General features: G+C 50.7%; 24 protein-coding genes and 1 tRNA gene. 14 read left to right on the top strand and 11 right to left on the bottom strand.

Annotation, left to right across the window (positions count from 1 at the left end):
* Positions 1-108 precede the first annotated feature (108 nt).
* The 4 genes from WCA10_RS05430 to WCA10_RS05415 all read left to right on the top strand — a co-directional run bounded on the left by WCA10_RS05430 (position 109) and on the right by WCA10_RS05415 (position 3,563).
* Positions 109-183: transfer RNA gene (locus WCA10_RS05430), tRNA-Glu, on the top strand.
* 186 nt (positions 184-369) lie between these two features.
* Entirely contained in the window at positions 370-1,587 is a 1,218-nt protein-coding gene (locus WCA10_RS05425) for a tyrosine-type recombinase/integrase (protein WP_472821485.1), read from the top strand.
* Positions 1,588-1,800: 213 nt separating this feature from the next.
* Positions 1,801-1,995, top strand: coding sequence for a helix-turn-helix transcriptional regulator (locus tag WCA10_RS05420; protein ID WP_472821484.1), 195 nt, complete (start codon positions 1,801-1,803; stop codon positions 1,993-1,995).
* Between the two features lie 113 nt (positions 1,996-2,108).
* A complete protein-coding gene (locus tag WCA10_RS05415; protein ID WP_472821483.1) occupies positions 2,109-3,563 on the top strand; it encodes a hypothetical protein in 1,455 nt (484 codons plus the stop codon).
* Between the two features lie 686 nt (positions 3,564-4,249).
* On the opposite strand, the gene WCA10_RS05410 is transcribed toward WCA10_RS05415, so the two are convergent.
* Genes WCA10_RS05410 through WCA10_RS05390 form a run of 5 tightly spaced genes read right to left on the bottom strand, consistent with a single transcriptional unit; the run spans position 4,250 to position 6,553 of the window.
* On the bottom strand, positions 4,250-4,375 hold the full coding sequence (locus WCA10_RS05410; protein WP_472821482.1) for a hypothetical protein: 126 nt from the start codon (positions 4,373-4,375) through the stop codon (positions 4,250-4,252).
* Between the two features lie 11 nt (positions 4,376-4,386).
* The gene (locus WCA10_RS05405) at positions 4,387-4,758 is read right to left on the bottom strand and encodes a Rap1a/Tai family immunity protein (RefSeq protein ID WP_472821481.1); all 372 of its coding nucleotides are present in this window, start codon (positions 4,756-4,758) and stop codon (positions 4,387-4,389) included.
* A 39-nt stretch (positions 4,759-4,797) separates the two neighbouring features.
* The gene (locus WCA10_RS05400) at positions 4,798-5,286 is read right to left on the bottom strand and encodes a hypothetical protein (protein ID WP_472821480.1); all 489 of its coding nucleotides are present in this window, start codon (positions 5,284-5,286) and stop codon (positions 4,798-4,800) included.
* A gap of 37 nt (positions 5,287-5,323) precedes the next feature.
* The gene (locus WCA10_RS05395; protein ID WP_472821479.1) at positions 5,324-5,923 is read right to left on the bottom strand and encodes a hypothetical protein; all 600 of its coding nucleotides are present in this window, start codon (positions 5,921-5,923) and stop codon (positions 5,324-5,326) included.
* A gap of 15 nt (positions 5,924-5,938) precedes the next feature.
* On the bottom strand, positions 5,939-6,553 hold the full coding sequence (locus WCA10_RS05390) for a hypothetical protein (RefSeq protein WP_472821478.1): 615 nt from the start codon (positions 6,551-6,553) through the stop codon (positions 5,939-5,941).
* Between the two features lie 80 nt (positions 6,554-6,633).
* Between WCA10_RS05390 and WCA10_RS05385 the strand changes: the two genes are divergently transcribed.
* The 4 genes from WCA10_RS05385 to WCA10_RS05370 all read left to right on the top strand — a co-directional run bounded on the left by WCA10_RS05385 (position 6,634) and on the right by WCA10_RS05370 (position 8,409).
* Positions 6,634-6,864: a hypothetical protein gene (locus tag WCA10_RS05385; RefSeq protein ID WP_472821477.1), complete on the top strand. Its 231-nt coding sequence runs from the start codon at positions 6,634-6,636 to the stop codon at positions 6,862-6,864.
* Between the two features lie 51 nt (positions 6,865-6,915).
* Entirely contained in the window at positions 6,916-7,221 is a 306-nt protein-coding gene (locus WCA10_RS05380) for a hypothetical protein (RefSeq protein WP_472821476.1), read from the top strand.
* 122 nt (positions 7,222-7,343) lie between these two features.
* Positions 7,344-7,751 (top strand): hypothetical protein, encoded by a 408-nt coding sequence (locus tag WCA10_RS05375; RefSeq protein WP_472821475.1) that lies wholly within the window; start codon positions 7,344-7,346, stop codon positions 7,749-7,751.
* Positions 7,726-8,409 (top strand): hypothetical protein, encoded by a 684-nt coding sequence (locus WCA10_RS05370; protein WP_472821474.1) that lies wholly within the window; start codon positions 7,726-7,728, stop codon positions 8,407-8,409. Before WCA10_RS05375 ends, WCA10_RS05370 begins: the two co-directional genes overlap by 26 nt.
* On the opposite strand, the gene WCA10_RS05365 is transcribed toward WCA10_RS05370, so the two are convergent.
* From WCA10_RS05365 to WCA10_RS05350, 4 genes are read right to left on the bottom strand one after another with little or no spacing between them, the layout of a single operon-like run.
* The gene (locus tag WCA10_RS05365; protein WP_472821473.1) at positions 8,406-8,789 is read right to left on the bottom strand and encodes a hypothetical protein; all 384 of its coding nucleotides are present in this window, start codon (positions 8,787-8,789) and stop codon (positions 8,406-8,408) included. The two genes, WCA10_RS05370 and WCA10_RS05365, sit on opposite strands and share 4 nt — an antisense overlap.
* Positions 8,790-8,808: 19 nt before the next feature.
* Positions 8,809-9,999 carry a hypothetical protein gene (locus WCA10_RS05360; RefSeq protein WP_472821472.1) on the bottom strand — a complete coding sequence of 397 codons (1,191 nt, stop codon included), beginning with the start codon at positions 9,997-9,999 and terminating at the stop codon, positions 8,809-8,811.
* A gap of 56 nt (positions 10,000-10,055) precedes the next feature.
* Positions 10,056-10,598 (bottom strand): hypothetical protein, encoded by a 543-nt coding sequence (locus WCA10_RS05355; RefSeq protein WP_472821471.1) that lies wholly within the window; start codon positions 10,596-10,598, stop codon positions 10,056-10,058.
* 43 nt (positions 10,599-10,641) lie between these two features.
* Positions 10,642-11,088: a hypothetical protein gene (locus tag WCA10_RS05350; protein WP_472821470.1), complete on the bottom strand. Its 447-nt coding sequence runs from the start codon at positions 11,086-11,088 to the stop codon at positions 10,642-10,644.
* Positions 11,089-12,298: 1,210 nt separating this feature from the next.
* Between WCA10_RS05350 and WCA10_RS05345 the strand changes: the two genes are divergently transcribed.
* The 3 genes from WCA10_RS05345 (at position 12,299) to WCA10_RS05335 (ending at position 14,400) form a co-directional block, all read left to right on the top strand.
* On the top strand, positions 12,299-12,751 hold the full coding sequence (locus WCA10_RS05345) for a hypothetical protein (protein ID WP_472821469.1): 453 nt from the start codon (positions 12,299-12,301) through the stop codon (positions 12,749-12,751).
* A gap of 97 nt (positions 12,752-12,848) precedes the next feature.
* Positions 12,849-13,673 (top strand): hypothetical protein, encoded by an 825-nt coding sequence (locus WCA10_RS05340; RefSeq protein WP_472821468.1) that lies wholly within the window; start codon positions 12,849-12,851, stop codon positions 13,671-13,673.
* Positions 13,663-14,400, top strand: coding sequence for a nucleotidyltransferase domain-containing protein (locus WCA10_RS05335; RefSeq protein ID WP_472821467.1), 738 nt, complete (start codon positions 13,663-13,665; stop codon positions 14,398-14,400). Before WCA10_RS05340 ends, WCA10_RS05335 begins: the two co-directional genes overlap by 11 nt.
* Positions 14,401-14,548: 148 nt before the next feature.
* Here WCA10_RS05335 and WCA10_RS05330 read toward each other — a convergent pair whose 3' ends face one another.
* Positions 14,549-15,022, bottom strand: a complete 474-nt coding sequence (locus tag WCA10_RS05330) for a hypothetical protein (protein WP_472821466.1) — start codon at positions 15,020-15,022, stop codon at positions 14,549-14,551.
* 24 nt (positions 15,023-15,046) lie between these two features.
* Positions 15,047-16,300, bottom strand: coding sequence for a hypothetical protein (locus WCA10_RS05325; RefSeq protein ID WP_472821465.1), 1,254 nt, complete (start codon positions 16,298-16,300; stop codon positions 15,047-15,049).
* A gap of 178 nt (positions 16,301-16,478) precedes the next feature.
* On the opposite strand from WCA10_RS05325, the gene WCA10_RS05320 reads away from it, so the two are divergent.
* The 3 genes from WCA10_RS05320 to WCA10_RS05310 all read left to right on the top strand — a co-directional run bounded on the left by WCA10_RS05320 (position 16,479) and on the right by WCA10_RS05310 (position 19,122).
* Positions 16,479-16,877 carry a helix-turn-helix transcriptional regulator gene (locus WCA10_RS05320; RefSeq protein ID WP_472821464.1) on the top strand — a complete coding sequence of 133 codons (399 nt, stop codon included), beginning with the start codon at positions 16,479-16,481 and terminating at the stop codon, positions 16,875-16,877.
* Between the two features lie 121 nt (positions 16,878-16,998).
* Positions 16,999-17,913 carry a hypothetical protein gene (locus WCA10_RS05315; protein WP_472821463.1) on the top strand — a complete coding sequence of 305 codons (915 nt, stop codon included), beginning with the start codon at positions 16,999-17,001 and terminating at the stop codon, positions 17,911-17,913.
* Between the two features lie 528 nt (positions 17,914-18,441).
* Positions 18,442-19,122, top strand: coding sequence for a hypothetical protein (locus WCA10_RS05310; protein ID WP_472821462.1), 681 nt, complete (start codon positions 18,442-18,444; stop codon positions 19,120-19,122).
* Positions 19,123-19,150: the final 28 nt, after the last annotated feature.

Raw genomic sequence — 19,150 nt, 5'->3', positions numbered from 1 at the left:
TGCAGGCCGACCTTCGTCGCTGAGGGCTCTTCTGGTTTGAATTCTACCAGAAATGGATAGTAAACTGGATAGGAATCGATGGACACTACGTAAATAGTTGATAACATTGGCGCTATCGTCTAGGGGTTAGGACGTGAGATTCTCAATCTTAAAACACGGGTTCGATTCCCGTTAGCGCTACCAACAAACCTTCCGAAGACGTTCGATGAAGTTCACAATCCAAGATAACATAAACCATCCAAATGCTTTAGTAGTTCAATGACGTTCGGCTGTCGTTTATTGACATCCGGGGGCAACTGGGGGCAAGATTAGGGGCAAGTGGGCAGCATAAATAGCAGTTGCCCCCAGCCCGTATTGATAGGTGACCAAATGCCCCTGACCGATATGAAATGCAGGAAAGCCAAGCCTCAGGGCCGCAATGTGCGGCTCTACGATCTACGCGGGCTCTACCTTGAAGTCTCACCGTCCGGTGGTCGATGGTGGAGGTTCAAATACCGGTTTGCAGGCCGCGAAAAGCGCCTCTCGCTCGGCGTCTATCCCGAAGTGGACTTGAAGAGGGCTCGCTCCCGCTGCGACGATGCACGTAAGCTATTGGCTGCCGGTACCGATCCGAGCGAACGGCGCAAGGCAGAGAAGGCAGCCGCAGCAGCGCGGGCGGATGAGAGCACGTTTCAAGTGGTCGCATGCGACTGGTACAGCAAACAAGCTGAGACGTGGGACCCAAACCACGCGAAGCGTGTCCTGAGCAGTCTTGAGCATGATGTGTTCCCGTACATTGGTGCGCGGCCAATCAATGCCATTGAGACTCCAGAAATAGTGACTGTCATGCGGCGCATCGAAGCTCGGGGCGTCCGCGAAACCGCGCACCGAGTCTTACAGCGGGTAGCCGAGATATTCAGGTTTGCTGTTGCCTCCGGAACTTGCGAACGGAACCCTGCAGCCGACATGGTTTCTGTTCTCGCACCGAGACCGAAAGTCAAACACTTCCCCGCTATCACGGAACCAAAGGCTTTTGGTGTTCTACTGCGTTCGTTCGACGAGTACTCGGGAACGTTGATTGTGAAGTCTGCTTTGAAGTTGGCCCCAATGTTCGGCGTGCGGCCCGGTGAACTGCGCAAGGCTAAATGGAGTGCGTTCGATCTAGAAGCAGGAGAGTGGTGCTTTCAGGCTTCGAAGGATGGCCCGCCCCTGATTGTTCCGCTGAGCAGGCAGGCTCTTGCTATCCTACGTGATCTACACAAGCTCAGCGGCAATAGCGAGTACGTATTTCCCGGTGCGCGAAGCGCGAAGAGACCAATGAGCGACAACGCCATTCTCGCCGCGCTGCGACGGATGGAGATTCCCGCCGATGTAGCGACAGGGCACGGATTCCGCGCGTCATTCCGGACCCTAGGTGCTGAGCAATTGAAGTTCCCTGTCGAGTGGTTGGAGATGCAGCTAGGACACCGGGTCAAGGACCCGTTGGGCACGGCCTACAATCGCACCAGCTTCTTGCCAGAGCGTCGCAAAATGATGCAGCGATGGTGCAACTTCTGTGACCGGCTGAAGGCTGGTGGGGAAGTGATCGAGATACAGAAGCGCGCATGACACATAAACCTCTTGGCACGTGGTGTTCCAGCGCTTAAAACACTTACAGCCGTCCGCAAATTTACTTTGGTGCGAGTTGCTGAACGCACTTGAACTTCAACGCAAGATCGGGCATAGTCGCGTGTAGACCTTGGAGGGTCCACATTTAATCGGATGACATCGGGGGGGTGTCATCACTACCTGTCAGCGGCTGCGCTGATTGGAGACTCTCCGATGTCTAGCCTCTTGCGTTTGCCTGAAGTCATGAGGCGAACCGGCCTCAAGAAAACAAGCTTGTATGCGCGAGTGAAAGCCGGAGCGTTCCCGGCACCAATCCCGCTGACCGTGCGCTGTGTCGCGTGGATCGAAGCTGAAGTTGAAGAGTGGATTGCCGAAACGATCGCTGCGGGCCGTGGTGGTGCGCAGTGACCGAAAGAGACAACTCCAGCCCTGAGCGCAGCCAATTGTCAGCGACTGTTCAGCCTTTTGGTAGGGCGACTTCTCCGCTGTCCCCGGACATCGGCGTTGCTGGGAGCTTCACTGTGCCCACCCTGCAACGACTCGGGCGAATGGGGATTGTACCGAAGATGGCGGAGCCGACTGCTCCCTACGTCCGCCCCATTATGGAACTCCATCGTGGCCCTGATGCGTTCGTGACGTTTCACCGGAAGCGCGGGGAAATACTGGAGAATCTTGGCTCCGTGCGGACCGCTGAACTGGAGACTATCTTCCCCGAATTCGTTGCTGAATTGGAGAGGGACAGCTACTTCTCGGTGAACAGCTTCTGGCGCATCGGTTACTACGGAACGTGCTTGCCCATGCTGAAGCCAGCGTTCCGCAAGGCCGAGGGTGCACGCTATTTGAACGCGTGTTTCATCGACATCGACTTTCATGACCAGACTGGCCAGTTCGACTTCGGTTATCACTTCGGACAAGTCATCACTCTTCAAGACAGAAAAATCATTCCACCTGCAAGTCTAGTGATGCGCAGCGGACGCGGAATATGGCTGTTCTGGCTGCTGGCCGATTCCAAGATCGCGTCGCTCCCGCCACGAGCATTCCCAGAGCAGGTGCTAGCTTACAACGCTATCGAGCTTGAGCTAACCCGCCGCACGAATGCCGATAAAGCGGCCCACGATGTGGCCCGGATCACCCGCGTCCCCGGCTCAATCAATTCCAAAGCTGGGGATACCATGCGCGTGATGTACTGGCCGCAATACGATGCTACCGGTCGCGCTTACGTCTACACGTTGGAATCTCTCGCTGGTTTTCTTGATATCGAACTCCCCCAACGCCGTCGTGCCGGTCGCGTGCCGGAGTCAAGCCCGGAGGCTTCAGCGCGCGGCCTGAGAGGCTGGCAAGCGCTATGGCAACACCGATTCGAAGACTTCCAAGTGTTACGTGAAATGCGGGGCAGTTTCTCCAAGGGGTGCCGAAACGGAGCGGCCCTCATGTATGCCGTGATACTACGTGGTAACGGCATGAAGGATAGTGTTGTACGACAACAACTGGAAAAGATGGGCGGCGAGTGCTCTCCGCCACTCACCGCGAGCGAGATAAGCGGCGCTATCCAGCAGAGCAATCGCAGCCGGGGACAGATCCGGGATTCCACTATTGCAGACTATCTGAAGATTACCCCTGAAGAGGCACAATACGTTCCGCGCTGGGCAGATCGTCGAGCACTTCCGGAGATCGAGTGCAGCGACTTGAACTTGAAGTATTCGCAGCGCGCTGAGCATCGTCGGAAGGCCATCAAGGAAATTCTCGATCTTCTCGGCAGGGTGCCATCGTGCCGGGAAATGGCGGATCTTCTCCGGCAACGTGGGATTCAAATCTCTTACGTTCAGGTATCACGAGACTACCGGGAACTGCACTTGAACCAAGGATCGCCGACTGCCCCTCGACTTTTTCCTGCTGTTTCAGATGTAACGCTAGTAGGGGAAGGAAGGAGGGGAGGGGGGAATAAGAGCCGCGCGACGAAGCGCGAGCCCGCGTGACGATTGAGCGCAAGGAGCCCAAGCGGCGACTGAGCGTCCCCGACCCAATTCGGATCTCTGAAGTCAAAAGCACGGACCTTGCAAAGGCTTTGACACTGCGTGGTCGCGAATTTTGCTTGGGTGCCTATGGGCCTTCTCCGGCAGCGCGCGGACCTCACAGACGGCCTGCAAACGCCGCTGGCGTGAGAACTCCGGATCTGGTACCGCTGCCGCCCTTTAGCACTTTCGCACTTTCAGCCGCGCGAACATTCCCAGAGCTTAGAAAGAAAGCGACAGTAATAGCGGCATCTTGAATTCTCCGGGACCTGCTGGAGAGAATCCAGAATCTGGACTTCCGAATCCCCCATACCAAAGTCGGGGGAGAGTATTGCACTAAAGTTCGGGAGGGGCGAACCGTGGCGGGGCAGCATATCTCTCTACGAGTTTTTAGAAACGAATGGCGTCAACCCTTCTCTCCAGTCATGTAGACGCTATCCCTTTTCACACTTTGGGCAACGGACATGTTCGCCGTCAATATGTCGGAGTTCGCTTGGTGGAATCTTGTAGCCACAATGAGGACATGGAAATGTGAGGTCGTATTTGCTGATGTCAGGCTTTGGCCGTCTCATTTGGAACCCTGACCTTTACACAACTGGCGAATCTCGTCTGGAGTCGCCTGACGCTTTGCTTCCACAAGATAAATCCACTCAATTTCCTTTGGGCTTCAGACCGCACACCTCGATTGCGACGAGGCGATTGAGCAGACCACCAGACTTGAACTTCACATTGCAGTGAACTGTCCCTGCCTGTTTGTAGTAGAGGTCTTTGACCATTTCATCATCTTCTAAGGCGAATGTTTCACATGGCAAGGGAACGCTTGTGCCATTGCCTGTTCGGCCAGATCAGTCGCCCTCAGATGGAGCTTCTCTGGATGATCCTGTAGGAACTTCAAAACAACACGAATTGCCTGTCCGACTGTATTCTTTTCGCTTGAGCATACTTTGGGTGAAACGTTGAAAATGCCCAATACGATTCCACGGCACAACCCATCGTGGAAGTTTTCAATTTCGCTCATTTGAATGGTTGCGTCGTCTATAGACTTCATTGACGTTTGACAATACTTGAGCAAATCCATTCCAGATGTGTATGAATTGTTCTCTTGTCCAAGACACCCAACTGAAAAAGCCAATAGACCCAAGACAAACAGATAACGCATTTCCTGTCCTCCATTTTCGACAGCCGACAGCATTTCAATTCACCTACCGCTGGTTTCCTTCTCAGACACGATGGTGAAAAGTCCTCTCATCGGTGGAGGACTGTATTTTCCTTCAGGCCAAAAACTAAGGTTGCCGTCACCCATAAACCTTGCATCGTAGTCGCCATTCGCATGAACGCTGCCACAAGCAACGACAACGCGCGGAGTTGGCTTCGCCGACCAAATCTCGTCGCAAGTCAACACATATTCTGTGCGAGTTCCTGATTGTCCTTCGCTTACATATCCTTCAACTGTGGCCTTTGTTGCTTGGCAACCTTGGAAGTAGCAAGCTGACGGATCATCGTTGCGATTGACAGAGGTGATATGAAAGATGATCTTCTTCTCTTTGGAAGCATTGGCATGCTGAGACTGTCCATTCACACGTCCAGGGAACAGCAGCAGACTTCCAGCCAGCATCACAATCAATGTTCTTGCCATATGAACCTCGCGAATCGTTCCAATCGATACGTAATAGAGTTGTTTGACCATACTAGTTCGTGTTGGTTTTCTGTCCAGAATACACTTATCAATTCTGCTGATCCCTTCTCTTGAATGATGTCTTGGCAGGGATCGGACTTGCTGAACCATCACCTTCAGGAATTGCTTTTCCATCTTCATCAGTGAAAACAACATTCCGAATAGTTGGCATCAGGCTTCGGTAATAGAGCCATCTACGACAGTTGTAATAGACCTTCTGAAAACTATTTGGCTCCTTGGACTTTAATCCCGCTTCAATTGACTCTTCAATTGAACTCAGTGATTCCAGCTTTCCAGACTGTCCCCTATCCATCTTGCGAACTTCAGAGAGGATTAAATCACAATGCCATCGCAATACATGCAAATGAATACTTGTGTAGAAGCTGCCTTTGCTCGTCTCCCAATAGTGCTCAAATGCAGGAAGTTCAATTCGGCTACTGACGTGTTTTGCATCGTATTTGTTCAATCTGAGTATCGGAAGCACTGCCCTGATGAATTTCAAGTCTGCCCTGATTGCATTTCCTATCTCTCTGCGAGTCCTGACACCGGTCATTACGTTCTTCAGAGGCTCTGCAACGAGTCCAGCAATCAATCCAAGACAGGTTGAGGCAACGATTTTCAACCACTCATTATCGTGTGGCACATTCATTTGGCCCTCGTCAGTTTAGCTAGCTGCACCTTTCGTTCCGCCGCAACGCCTTACTGCATCTTGAAAGACACTTGCGAATTTCTTCGCATATTCAGGATTGTCAAATCCCAAATACACATCAACTCCCTTTGAGGTATACGAGTTGTCGTGATCTTTGCCAGTGAGTTTCGCGAATACAGCGTGAGTCTGACACATCACGACTGGCCGAGAATTTCGTGTTGTGGCTTCCATCTCAGCCCAATCACAGACTTCATCAGGTGCAATATCACAACCGATACCACCATCATGCGTGTATGTTTTCACCTTGACTGATGCTGGATCAAGGTCACGAAGATTGAAACTGTAGTGATTTGTTGACAGCATTTCGCTATGAACGCTTGAAGGATTGTCCTTCACTTCAATTTCGAAGTTGCATTCATCATTCTTGAATGTGTCGGTCGTCCCAGACGCTAATATGTGTTTCCCGTCCTGCTGTGTGTAATAGCCGCTCGTACCGTGTCCTGCCGAAATTCCAACATGCGGATTGTAGGTGTTGTCCATCCATTCAAGGTCGTCCGTAAGTTTTCGATCCTTACAACCGATGACAGCTAAAAGCACAACGACACCGCACAGGCCCGTTCTTTTTCTCATGTTGGAATCCTGACAGAAATCGTAGCATGAATTAGACACACAAACGCGCTGCAAACGCTTCCTGCCTTATACTATTCAGCATGTCGATAAACAACATTCTCGCTGAAATTGATGCGGAGATTGCACGGCTACAGCAAGTGCGAACTTTGCTTGCTCCCACCGCAACAGGCAAGCCCAAAAAGGCAAAGACTGCAACACCAGCAAAGAAGCGTCGTAAGCTGTCGAAGGAAGGCAGGGCACGGATCGTTGCTGCCCTGAAAAAGAGATGGGCTGAGAAGAAAAAGGCTGACAAACAAAAAGCACCCTTTTAACGGGGTGCTTTTCGTTTTGACTGATGTATGACCTGTGAGAAGGGAAAGCAAATGGCAAAGAGTGTAAGCTTAGATGATCGTGAATCAAAGTATGGCGAAAAGATGATCGAGGTTAAAGTAAGGTTTTGGACCGATGGTATTTCGGATTCTGGAAAGGTGCGTCCAAAACACGGATTGACAAGCGGCCTCGTTCGTATCAAGACAAACAAGACACATGGAATTGTTGCGAAGAAATCACGGAAATTTAACTCGCTGCTGGAGTTGGGTACAGCGATTGAACAGGTTCTAAAGGACCACGGCGTTGTTCTGCATATAAGCCGAGGGATGAAGACATACATTGCAACAGAGAGGCTCTGACGTTTGCCTAAGAAGAAGGCAACCAAAGAAAAAGCGCCCCTTTAACGGGTGCTTTTCAGTTTGAAAAGTCCAACACACCTACAGTATTGCGCCGATGGCATTCTCACGCTACTGTTCATGTCATGGACTTCCAATGGCCTGATCCGCTGGGTTTCGTTGCAGATGTCATAACCATCGTAGGTATTCCCATTCTTTATTGGACTTTCAGGGGCGCATATAAAGACTGGAAATATGAACACGAACACAACATCGTAACGATGGGCTGTATTGAGTTCAACAGTCTGGACAAAGAGTGCGGCGTAAACCTCGTGCCGATAAAGAGTGTCAATGCTGTCCCTCGTATTGGAGATGAGGTCTATCTTCCCGGTGAAACACACGATGGAGAGCCATTCGGAAAGGGACTCTACAGCGTCATCAATGTCGTATTCTGCTATGAGGAAGCACCTGACATCGATCAGCCATGTCCAGCACGACCAGTGAAAATCATCGTAGACGTGAGAAAACTTGAGCAATCTCGCGGCGGATTATAGGAAACAGACTGGAGTTCTTCAGATGGACCCATTACAAGAGATGATGTCCCGATTTCAACGGCCATTAGCGGACTCGCAAGAACTCCAGCGTCTTCGCATGCTCGTTGAGGCCGCTGACAAGCAATTACGGAAATCGGAAGATGACATTGAAAAGAGCCAGATTGATTCGTCGCAAGGAAGAGTTGAATATTTTGAAAAGATTACGATTGGTGCGGGTGCTGCTATTGCCGCACTTGTATCGTTTCTTGGCTCTCACTCTGCTTCGTTGCATCCGAAATGGATACTGCGCAGTTCGCTGGTACTGCTCGGCCTTACGATGCTTGCGGGTCTATTTCGCAACTTTCGCTATCCCAACTATGTAATGCAGATTCGCAAGATTTCATGGATTCGCTGTTCCCGTTACCAGCAGCGCTGCCGACGTGACTACCTTAGTGCTGACACTTCAGCAGTGAGCATTCAAACGGGTCAACTCATTGATACCGACAAGACAATGAAAGAACTTGATGAATCGGATGTGGAGGTTGGACAGATTATCGAAGAAAATGAAAAGCTGGGTGAACGCATGCAGAAGCAATGGAAGTATGCGGAGAATCTGTGCCTAACCCTCGCGTTTCTATCTATGGCGTCTCTGATATGGCTCGGTTTGAGCAATTTCTAAGGTCCATTTTTCGCGCTGAATCCTGCGCGTATCCAACGAAATAGCACGACTAGTCCGTATACAGCCAACCACCCCAAAGGAATCGGCAACACCGAAATCTCGATGAACTCCCCGTAAGCGTCATCTCTAGCTGCGTCGTTCCTAGCTCCTTCCGCATCAACGCAATGCTGTATATCAGACAGCTTCATCCCTTTTGAGGGTCTAGCCGCTCCTGAACTGGGGTCCGCGAGTTGAATGCAGTCCCGATACTCGCCCTTAGCAGCTTCCTTTGCCTCTTCATAGCTGTAGTCAACGAGATAAAGCCCGTAAAGCGCCCATACGACTGATGCAACAACGCCAATGCGTTGCCAACCGTTCAATCGCTTCAGCTTTCCGAACATTTTCACCCTCTACCACAGCCTATTTCTTCTGATTTGCAGGTTCGAAGGACATGTGAGGAAATTGCAACTTGGTCGCAGTCTGCATCGTTGAAACAATATAAAGTGTCTGAGGCTTTTTCCAATCGACGGGAGGGCAGTTCTTGCATGCGTAATAGCAAGCGAGTGCAAAGGCTTGAAACTTTGCGATGCGTGGAGAATTGACGGTGAAGTCTAATTTGGGAGTCACCACATTGGGAGGCAAAACCGCGATAGATACCGTCCGATCCTGCGGACGGTCTGGGTCTGGTGGGGCGAAGAACGAAGGATTCGGTGACGCCCATTCGCACTGGTCGCATCTTCTTATCCAAATTTGGAGATTCTCGGCGGGAACATCACCTCGGACGATTGCGCCAATCGAGAAGGTTGCTTTTCCATCGGTCAGAGGGTCAAACTTCATCGTAATCGGCGGACCGTCTGTAACATCTCGATAAAAAGAAAACTCAACATGCGCTTGACCCTCTGAAGCTACCTGTTGCGTCACCAGAGGCGCTGTTACCTTTGGAGCATCAGCGACTTTCCATCGCTCACCCAATTGTTGCAACCTCTCATTCATCCATACATCGGGAGGCATTTTTGTCCCAGCCAGAATTTCTTGGTCAATTGGATTGTGAGACAGGATGTATTCATTTCGTAACGCCCTCTCGATGTTCTGCTTTCTGTCACTTTCGCTGATTTTTCCTGACTCCGTTGGCTTGGTAAGCGTTGTCAGAATTGATGTATTCTGTGTTTGAACAACGCCAATCTTCTCATTGAGTTTCGCCTTGTCCTCATCTTGGCTGGCGCGGTTTATTGCGTTCACAGCTATTACGGCGATTGCAAACAGGACGAACAACCCCATCACGCTCAACCGGACTCGCTTGCTGTGCTCAATCTTCTTAGTGAGATCAGGTATAAGGTAGCCCAATCCAGCTAAACCAAGGAACAATGGCACGGCATCTGGAATTGCATTCAAAAGAAATTGGATCGCCGTTCCAAGACGGGGATGCGCATGTGCAAACTTCACTCCCGCATCTCCGACCCGTGAAGATGTGTCAGGAATCCAGTGCCGCCATTTGTGCCAATTGACAAAGACCGGGAGCAGTGCCACCGCAGCGATTAGCGCGATTGTGGCTTTCGGATATTTGGCAGAGAAGTTGCCAATAGAGGATTGAACCCGAGTGAGGGTTGACACACAACGCTGTCGCCACTTCCTGGCAGCTGGCACGACTCGATCCCACATGCTCTGTGCTACTTTCTGACGGGTTTGACTGCCGCTTTCGCGTCTTCTGCCTTCTCCCAATCCTGCTCAAGGTGCGCTTGATAGAGGTCTGGCAGTTTAGTTCCCTTCAATGATGCCCATGTTTTTGCAGCAAGATATTTTCCCTGAATGCGGCGATTGTCCGCATATTTCCACTCATAGACTGCATATTCCCGAGCATTCAGTTGTGCAGTCATCGCGTTCAGTGAATCCATCATCTCTTGTAATGAATGGTTCGGGTCTGTATCGGGATAGCCCGAACAAAGAGGCTCGGGAAAATATGTTTGTCTTCCGCCCTTCAGTTCTGCAATTTGATTATCCAGTTGATGATTGCGATATTGTAGCCACTGCAAGTTGCAAAGACTCTGATTATTAATCCTGTTGTATTCTTCCAATAATTGAGCAGATTCCGTATCAGCCTTCTTCGCTCTATCCACAGCTTCATTGTGTTCTGTCTCAAATGCTCCATAAATCCTCAGCCCAACTAAAGCAATAACTACTGCCAATACTCCCAAAGCAATCACTTTCTTCATTTCCCATTTCTCCTGTTCGTTCAGCTTATTTGGGAACTATCATTCACTTTTCAATCTCAGAAACGCTCTTTATTTCATACCGAAATTTATCAGGATGCTCTACAAGGTACGATTCTGGAATGTCGAACTTCTTTCCAAAACCCTCGTAGTCTTTTCTACGAGCGTTCCGCAATCCATCGATCTCTGAAGATTTAACAGATGGATCGTCCAAAACCATGTATCCATCTTCAATTGTGGCTTTATATTCCTTCCCAACATCTTCTGTTGAAATCATTCCAAAACATGCAACAGCTAAACTCAGCCTGTCATGGTCTACAGGAACAAGACTGTAGTGCTTTCCCTGAAAAATGCCTTCAACAGCACCACTGTCACATGGTGACACAGCACTGGTCACATGTAGAGTCGTGCTGGCTTGTGTCACCTGTCCCGTGTGTTTGCATCCAACGCAACCGAATACTGCCAATAGAGCAAGTCCTATTACCCTTTTCATTATCCTGTTCTCCCGTTCGGACTAATTTTCTGCCTTTATTTCGCTTTTGCAATCTGATTAAGCGTCTGTCAGATTACCAATTGGGTATCCACGCCACAACACACTCCAACAGCAGCAAATTAGTCCAACTTCATGCTAAACTCCAATCGATCCTCAATCAGGGGGTTCGGTTCTCCATGCGATCTCTAGCTATTCTGTGTCTCTCTTTGATTGCACTGTCATCGGCGGCACAGACTCTTACCGCAATTGAGGCTTCCAAACATGTAGGTGAATCTGCAACAGTATGCGGAACTGTTGCTGGAGAGCACACAGCCACCAGTAGCCGTGGTCAACCAACATTCATCAATTTGGACAAGCCATATCCAAACCAAGTCTTCACCATTCTGGTCTGGAGTGACGAACGACAACTTGTAGGGAAATTGCCCGCAACGGGAAAACTCTGTGCGGTAGGTTCGATCACGCTGTATCGGGGTGTGCCTGAAATTGTGCTGCACGATTCGAAAAGCTGGTATGTCCCTAACTAGGCTGCTCTCTACGATGAATCAAAAAAGGGAGTGCAGATGCGCAGAAAATCAATATTTGCGTTGCTGGTCGTTGCAATTCTTCCATTGTGTTCCGTGGACCTTGCTGGTCAGACTTATGCAGCTCGCCATCTCAAAGGCATACGCAGAGCCAATATCATTGTGGAGGGATTCCAGACTCCCTATGTGGACTGTCGGGTGATGATCTGAAAACGAGCGCAAACCTTATTATCAGTCAGTCCGACCTCAAGATTGAGAAAAGCGCGACCAGTTGGCTCCAGATCGGGACTCACAATTCGTTGTCCCAATGTCCAGAATCGGATTTCCGGATTCCAAGTTTTGCGCTTGCCTCTGTGCTCTGTGAAACTCTGCGCCTTGTTTCAGATGTGTCGGGGGGAGGCAGCGCGTGCGCTCGGAAGGGCTCACTGCCTCGGGGTGTTTGCCAACCCGACCTGTGTACAAATGGGTGGCTTCATCGCCGTTGGAACCTAAGATGCCGCCCCACAGCAAGGACGAGATCGGCGTTCATCATTCGCCAACTGCACCCGAAAATGCGCTGTGTCCACAGATCTTCGGAGGTTGTGCAGAGGCCGCGTACAGAGGACAGGATGAGAGCTAACGACATCATTGGCGCTGAGTGAGAATCGGTTTCGGTCCAAAACTCAAGGATCATCGAATATACTCCCGCTATGAAAAAGCTTGGCGCATGGGTGCTGACTTGTCTGGTCGTGTGCGCCCCGTTGATTTATGTGGGCCATCTTCTAAGCAACTACGTGAAGATCCGCAAGGACCTTCAGCGAAAGTCTGCCATCGTCGTCCACCCTACAGTTGGAGAAAATGAGGCCTTGGATCTCGGTTACATTTACTCAATGCGGCGGGACTCCCTGCTCCGCGAAGGACGCTTGAACCTTGTGTGGTTCGTCGTAGTTCCGGCGACGAATGTCCACTATTCTTGCCCTTACGAGGAGGGTTATTCAGACTTCAAAACAGGGGACAGTGTCCGTCTGATTCATACCACCAGTGAGGACGGCGGCGATAATGGCTATATCGTCGGCCTTCACGACAATGAGCGCGACAAGGTCGCATCCGTCTGGAACTTCAACCTCGACACAGTTGAACCTGATATGCCCGACGACGAATAACAAGGTTGTCGTTCTGCAAGTGTTTGCGGACGCACCGAATTCTACACGGAATCACTACCAAGACGAGATCCCAGCAATCGACTATGATTCATTAGGTATGGAAACCACTTCCACAACACGAAAGGCGACGATTGTCCCCCTTCTGCAGGTACAGTGGGACCTCGACGTCGCACGACCTGTTCCGATAATCGAAAGCAAGCGGGTTTTTTTGGAAGACCTTTCCGGAATGCTTAAAGCGGATAATTTCGACCTTTGGAAGGAATATCTATCGGAAAGCCAGCGCAAACAGGTTGTCTCAGCAAAAGTGGGGATCGTACACAGATTTGAATCATCCAGCCACATTGGCAAGGAAGAGCACGAATCGAAGAGCCTGCTCGAACAGATATCTGCATGCCTGCAAATCCTTAGGCCAACACGTTCGCGCTTTCAGACGATTCAATTGAAGTTTCTCTCTGATTCATCAACGGACATTTTTCGCTTCAGTCACCCACAAGAGACCCTCCCAAACATCCCTCAGTCGGACATACTCAACACAATTCGAGCAATCGATATAGAACGGCTGCACACAATTTCACCAAGGTTTCTGAAGCTTGCCGAAAACGGACCGGAGAACGTTGTGCGTGCGGCGCGCTATTTTTTGATTGGCTATTCGGAGATCGTCGATAATTTCATTTCATCCTTGGTCACTTCTCGAATTATCAAGCACTCAAAGAAGAATCGCCTTCCCACATTTTCGGAGGTCTTCAGTAGATTTTTCGATGAAGAGGACGAAATAGTCGAGTTAGCAAAATCATTTGAGGACAATATCGAAGGCTACATGGAATGGATTGGCCCCGATGAGCTTCGCGTGGCGCGCGACTGTTTTGAGGAAATACGCAGCCGAGTATTGGAGCTTTTGGGAGAGGGATCAAATGCAAAGTAAAGCCGATGCATTTTCGGAATTCGCGTTACGTTCATTAGCAAAGCACCCGGTTGGTATTGAATGCATTGAAAAGTCCACTGCCATCGTGATATTCGGTTCCCGTGCGTCAGGGCTTGAGCGTGCGGATTCGGATCTGGACGTTTTATGTATTGGCGGTACATTGTGGAGACTCAAATCACGAGAATTGGACATCAATATGGTCCCATTGAAATGGGCAAACAATTCTCGTTGGTTGGGGACAGAGCTTGCATCACATATATCCACTTATGGACGATGGGTAAAGGGAGGGCCGGAATGGCTGTTGGGAGCGCGAATCTCACCTGAAGCGGTGAATTCGAAACGCAGAAGGCTTGCTGCGTTCATGAGAACTCTGCCATTGCTGTGGGACGGGCTTCTGGATGAGTTCCGCTTGAAGTACGCTATAAAGCTGCGTCGTGAGGCACAGCGTCTCCTGCTCCTTGAACAAAATGTTTCCATTCCGCCAACGCGCGCAATAGATTGCCATTGGGTCAAAGAGTCCAATTCGCCCGCACAGGTCGAGAATGTCCTTAGGCGTTTCGTCTGCCTTCATTCGCAATGGCTAGTTAGAGAGTTCATGCCAAAAATTGAGACAACCTTGAAGCTGCAAAGCCAGAACGACGGACGCGGGGGCGTGAAGATCTACGATCCGACTCCATCCAAACATCGGTACTGGTCGAAGCCACTTGGCGCAAGAGATGGAAGTTGAAGGCGCGTCCTCGGAACGGAGTGCCGACGCAGATCATATTCATCGCTCTCTTGCGAGAACCACATCCGCTTCGAGAAACCACCTTGCGGAGGGCAGGCTGGCATGGGTGTCGGCCCAACTCTTGATGTCTTGAAGGAGCAGAGCACGTCTATTTTTGTTTTTGGGCGCTTCCCGGTCGATCGTTTTCACCTGTGGTGGGGCGAATCGCAAAAACAAGTCGCAAATATGGTTGGAGCACTGACAGTAGTCCTTTCTCGGTTAAAGGTCCATGCGGTACGAGAATTACGGATATCAAATACAAAACTGCTATTGCGCCCAGAACCGAAACGGGAACTGCGTACCACTTTAGCTTCTGGGCAAGGGTTCCGATCACTGCCCCTACTACAATGAACGCCACCAGCAGGAAACTTCCTTTAGCCCAAAAACTAGCCGAACTGCTGTCGATAGGTGGGACGTGAGTTTGCGTAGTTTCTTTCCTCAAAGTCTCGCGAACTTTCAATGACTGTTGTGAGTTGTTGTGTAGGTCGCCACCCTCGAATTCCAGTCTTGATTCAGGGTGCAGGGTCAATTCGGTTTCTGATTTTGAATCATCGTATGTTTTGCCAGTCTGTATCCGAGCCATTGGTTCCTCCTCAGAAAGTGCTTCTCACGGGACCTCGACACGCTCTGCTCTTTCAAACTGCTCCTGGCGCGCTCTCTCTTCCTCTCTCAAGATCCTTACTCGTTCTTTTTCTTCCCTTTGACGAATCTCCTCGGCAGTTGGGGACCGTTCAACTTTTCCGTCGTAAATGTCCACCTCTCGACCAGCGAAAGCCCGAATCGAATTCACGCCGACGTTGTAGTACGATGCCAACGCGGCGGTTGATTCTTGCCAGTGCTGGTCATTAGATCGGAAGTTCTTGAGATCAGTCTTTGATGGTCCCAGATCGACGATGTGCGTTCTCATGAAGCTATGCTTGAACTGATCTGGCCCGTGGATGGTTTCGAGACGGCCAACCACATAGACCTTGCGAGCTAGTCTATCCTTCTCATGCGAAATCATGAATTCAGTCGATGGGGGTCCCCGAGGACCACGGTGATACAAATCGACTTCTAGGGCCGAAAATGATCCGGCTTCCAAAACACCTGAAAGATAACCGTAGTCGTTATCAACCAAGCTTCCGAATGTTACCGCCACGTCACCATAAATGATGTATGGCGACAATGAGTTCTTCATTTGACGATCTTCAGGCGCACTCGCGTTTGTGGGCACACCGGGTAATCTGCCATTGAAGATTGATGCCACATCCCCTGTCGCGGTGTGGTTCAAATCCTCAGTCTCCGTGGGACCAAGCGTGGCGTCGAAATAGTGGTCATCTACAGTGGCGCGATGTCTGCTTGGGCTCAGGACTTCGGCGTCAAATGCCGACTGCGGATAAATGATTTGAGCATAGGCCGTGTGTTCCCGAGTTCCCAGTCCAAATGTGAATGCTTCCCGCCTGATCGAGATTGGTATTTGTCGGACGTTGGTAACGAAGATTACATGCAGGTGTTCATAGCTGAATATCAAGCTCTGTAGTGATCCCGATCCTACACCTTCGCTCTCTGTCCCACTGGGCTTCGAAACATGCTTCACAACGAACCGCGCGTTATAACCCGGATACGTTGGTCGCGCAGGAACAGATAGATTGTTTACAGATGGCGGTGCAACCGAAGATTTCGAAGCAGTGCCGTTGTCCCCACTCAGAACAGCGACCAAGATAAGAAAGGCAACGCCTAGGAGAGTGAATGGGATAAACCTGAGATATGTTGGTGGATCATCTCTTGCCACCTCCGGAGTTCGCTCTGTTGACGCTGAGCCACCGCCTCCTTTTGAAGTGACTTTGAATCTAATCTCCCCCGGCTTCTTTCGCTTGGGCATGCCGCACCGCCAGACATAAAAGGGTGCACCGGATTTTACCGAGCAACAGAACGGTGGTCAATAAGAATCGTTCAAACTCGAGGGCCCGTTGACCAAGAAAATCGACGCAGGCATCCTTCTTAGAGAGCGTGACGGCAGGCTTCAACTCGCATGCTGATGCTCAATTCCGCGCAAGACAATGCCTTCGACGGTTTGGGCAAAAAACCGCTCGGGCAAGGATACTGGCCCGAATTCCAAGAAATCCAGATGGGCACAAGGCGATTTGAAGAATCTCCCACAGGGTTCGGGGAGGTTGCATTCCTCGTTCTTATGCGACACAATCGCATGCAGGGCACGGTCAAAAATGGATACCCGACCTTGGGAAAAGTCCGAAATTGCCGAGCGTTTCAGAACGTTGCGACGAAAAGCCCACCTGACACAAAGACACTTGAGCGCGATCATTGACCTCTGCCCGCAAAGCATAAGCGAGATCGAGAACTGCCGCGTAGTGCCTCATCGGACGACGTGGAATCGTTTTTGCGAGCTTGAATGGAGACACAATCGGCCTCAAGTATTGATGCCAACGAGTTGGGACTGAACCGCGCGGATGATCAGCGAATCGCGAATTGACGACAAAATGAAGGCAAACAGGACTCGAAACCAGAGCAAGCGAGGCAAGCCTCGGATAGAGTCAGAGATCGCGGTAGTATCCTGCTCGCATGTGGAAACTTCTGAATCGCAAGCTATCAGACAAGGAAGCGGCTCGCAGGTCTGAGCGTTGGGCCTTTTGGGCATTGCCTCTGGCAGGCATCTCTATCCTGATTGCTGTTGTTTTTGCGGTTCGTGCCGAGCATCTTCAGTTGGAACTTGCGCGACGCTCAGGCTCTCTGGAAAAGCCCAATCCAACACTCCGAGTAGGGGGCATAAAGGTTGATCAGCCGCTCACCATCTACTATGCCGCACCATTCACTAAGAACAGTCTTACGGTGGTGAATTTACCGCTGGAAGTGCAAAACGAAGGCGGCAAAACAACCAAGGGCACTCAGGTTGTCATTAGGGAACCCAAAATCTCTGCCATTGAGACAACGGATTTGTCCGCGACTGCCGAGACAACATTGCCTGTGAATCTCAATGCCCAGCGTCATTTTGCATCTCTCGGAAACTACTCGTACTCCTCCTTTTTACTACCCGACCTGAATCCGGGTCAGAATCTAGGCATAGGAGAGCCACTGGTTGTGGGAAATTCGAGGCAAGAGATCAGCGGCAAAGCACGCATGCAAGACGGCGTAACCGTTTCATATAGTGCCTCGTTGGAATTCGGCTATCCGATCACAATCTCCATCTCGGGAGAAGACCTCAAAACGACGGATTATTCCCTTGAGGTCATTGGATTGCAGGCAACCACCGAAGCACAGATGAATCATGCTCTGGCAGATGTGATTGAGGGTCAAGTTGAGACTTCAAACCGAGAAAGAACCCTCTGGTCTCGAATTGTGGGCTACATTTTGCCGGATCATAGACGTGCGCTACTCCTAATGCCCAAATTCGATAAACACTCACAACCCAACGGAGGAGCCGTGTATTTGCCGAATGGACTCCAATTCAATCGGACTGTCGAATACGATGTCCGATGAGTGGAAGCCCAGCACTCCACCTATTGCTGCCGCCTTCAAGCCCGATTTTCGAGTAAAGCTCCCCAAAATACAGTACGTCGTGGTGGAACGGGACCAAAAGGCGATAATCTGCGATTTCTCGCAGCCCCCGCATTTCGAATTCGATTCAAGTTGAGTAGATCCCGAGAAGGACTCTGCGCCTAATGTCTGCGCTTCCTTCCCAGATCTCGTTTCAAAGCAGAAGGTTGAAAACGAGTCGGAGGCAAGGTGCAAGCCACACCGCGAGACAACTCCGAGCCGAACTTCTATAGATCCGAAGTCGGGCTTGAATTCCGTAGAGGCAACCGCAAAAATAAACTTGAGTTGGGGGCAAGCTTGGGGGCAAGTTCCGGAACTCGATTTCGGATGATCAATTGAATCAATAAGATGCTTTTCATGTTTGGTAGACGTTAGCGCTACCAAGTCAAGTTTCCGAAGCTCGATGTGCTCCCCATAAGCGAAACAGGGCGGCTGTTGTGCCATTGAAGCCGGCCGAGTAATCTTGGAGCCATGAACTGGCGGCGCGGACTTTTGCTAGCCGGGATGAATCTGTTGGCGGCTGTACCGCTGATCTGCCTATTGGCGGCCCAAGATGCGCAGTTCATGAAGGAGCGGGAGCAGCACTCTGCAAATGAGGAAGGGCTGCGGATCGATAGTTCCGGCGAGGTCTCCGCAGCGCCAACCAAGATCGTTCAAGCGCAGGAAGAACAGACGGTCACTTTCAGTCCGTGTGGGCTGTGGGCGAACATCCCAGCACAAGAGTCTGTCGTGCAGGTGGGGAATCTGCCGGTATTCATCGTTAGCCAATGGCGAGAGTCCTGTCCCGCAAAATGGTCAATTTCTAGAATGCTGGGTGTGGATGATGGATGGCTAATCTCCGATGCTAACTTCAAAGCGATGCGCCGCGTGGATCTGGTGCTGTGTGTCCTGATAGCCGTTCAATGGTTCCTGGTTGGTGGCTTTCCGCTGAGGCAGTCGAATCACTGGTGGGCGGAGCCGGGCGCCTTTATCACGGCTAATAACTTCGTTGCGGCCTGCATTGCCATCATTCCGGTGATCGACGGATTGGCGAGATTGCCTGCGTTGATCGCCTTTGGCGGATGGGTCTGGTGGCTGGGGCTAGTCTTATGGAAGATTGGATGTCTCACCTGGCAGTCAACAGTCGGCCGCCAGCGGCGTCTAACTCACTGAAAGTGTGCTGTGAATCCCCCATGAAGCG

The organism is Occallatibacter sp. (assembly GCF_049582745.1).
Taxonomy (GTDB): domain Bacteria; phylum Acidobacteriota; class Terriglobia; order Terriglobales; family Acidobacteriaceae; genus Telmatobacter.
The sequence above is the reverse complement of the archived record's forward strand: the minus strand, read 5'-3'. Positions and strand labels throughout refer to the sequence as shown.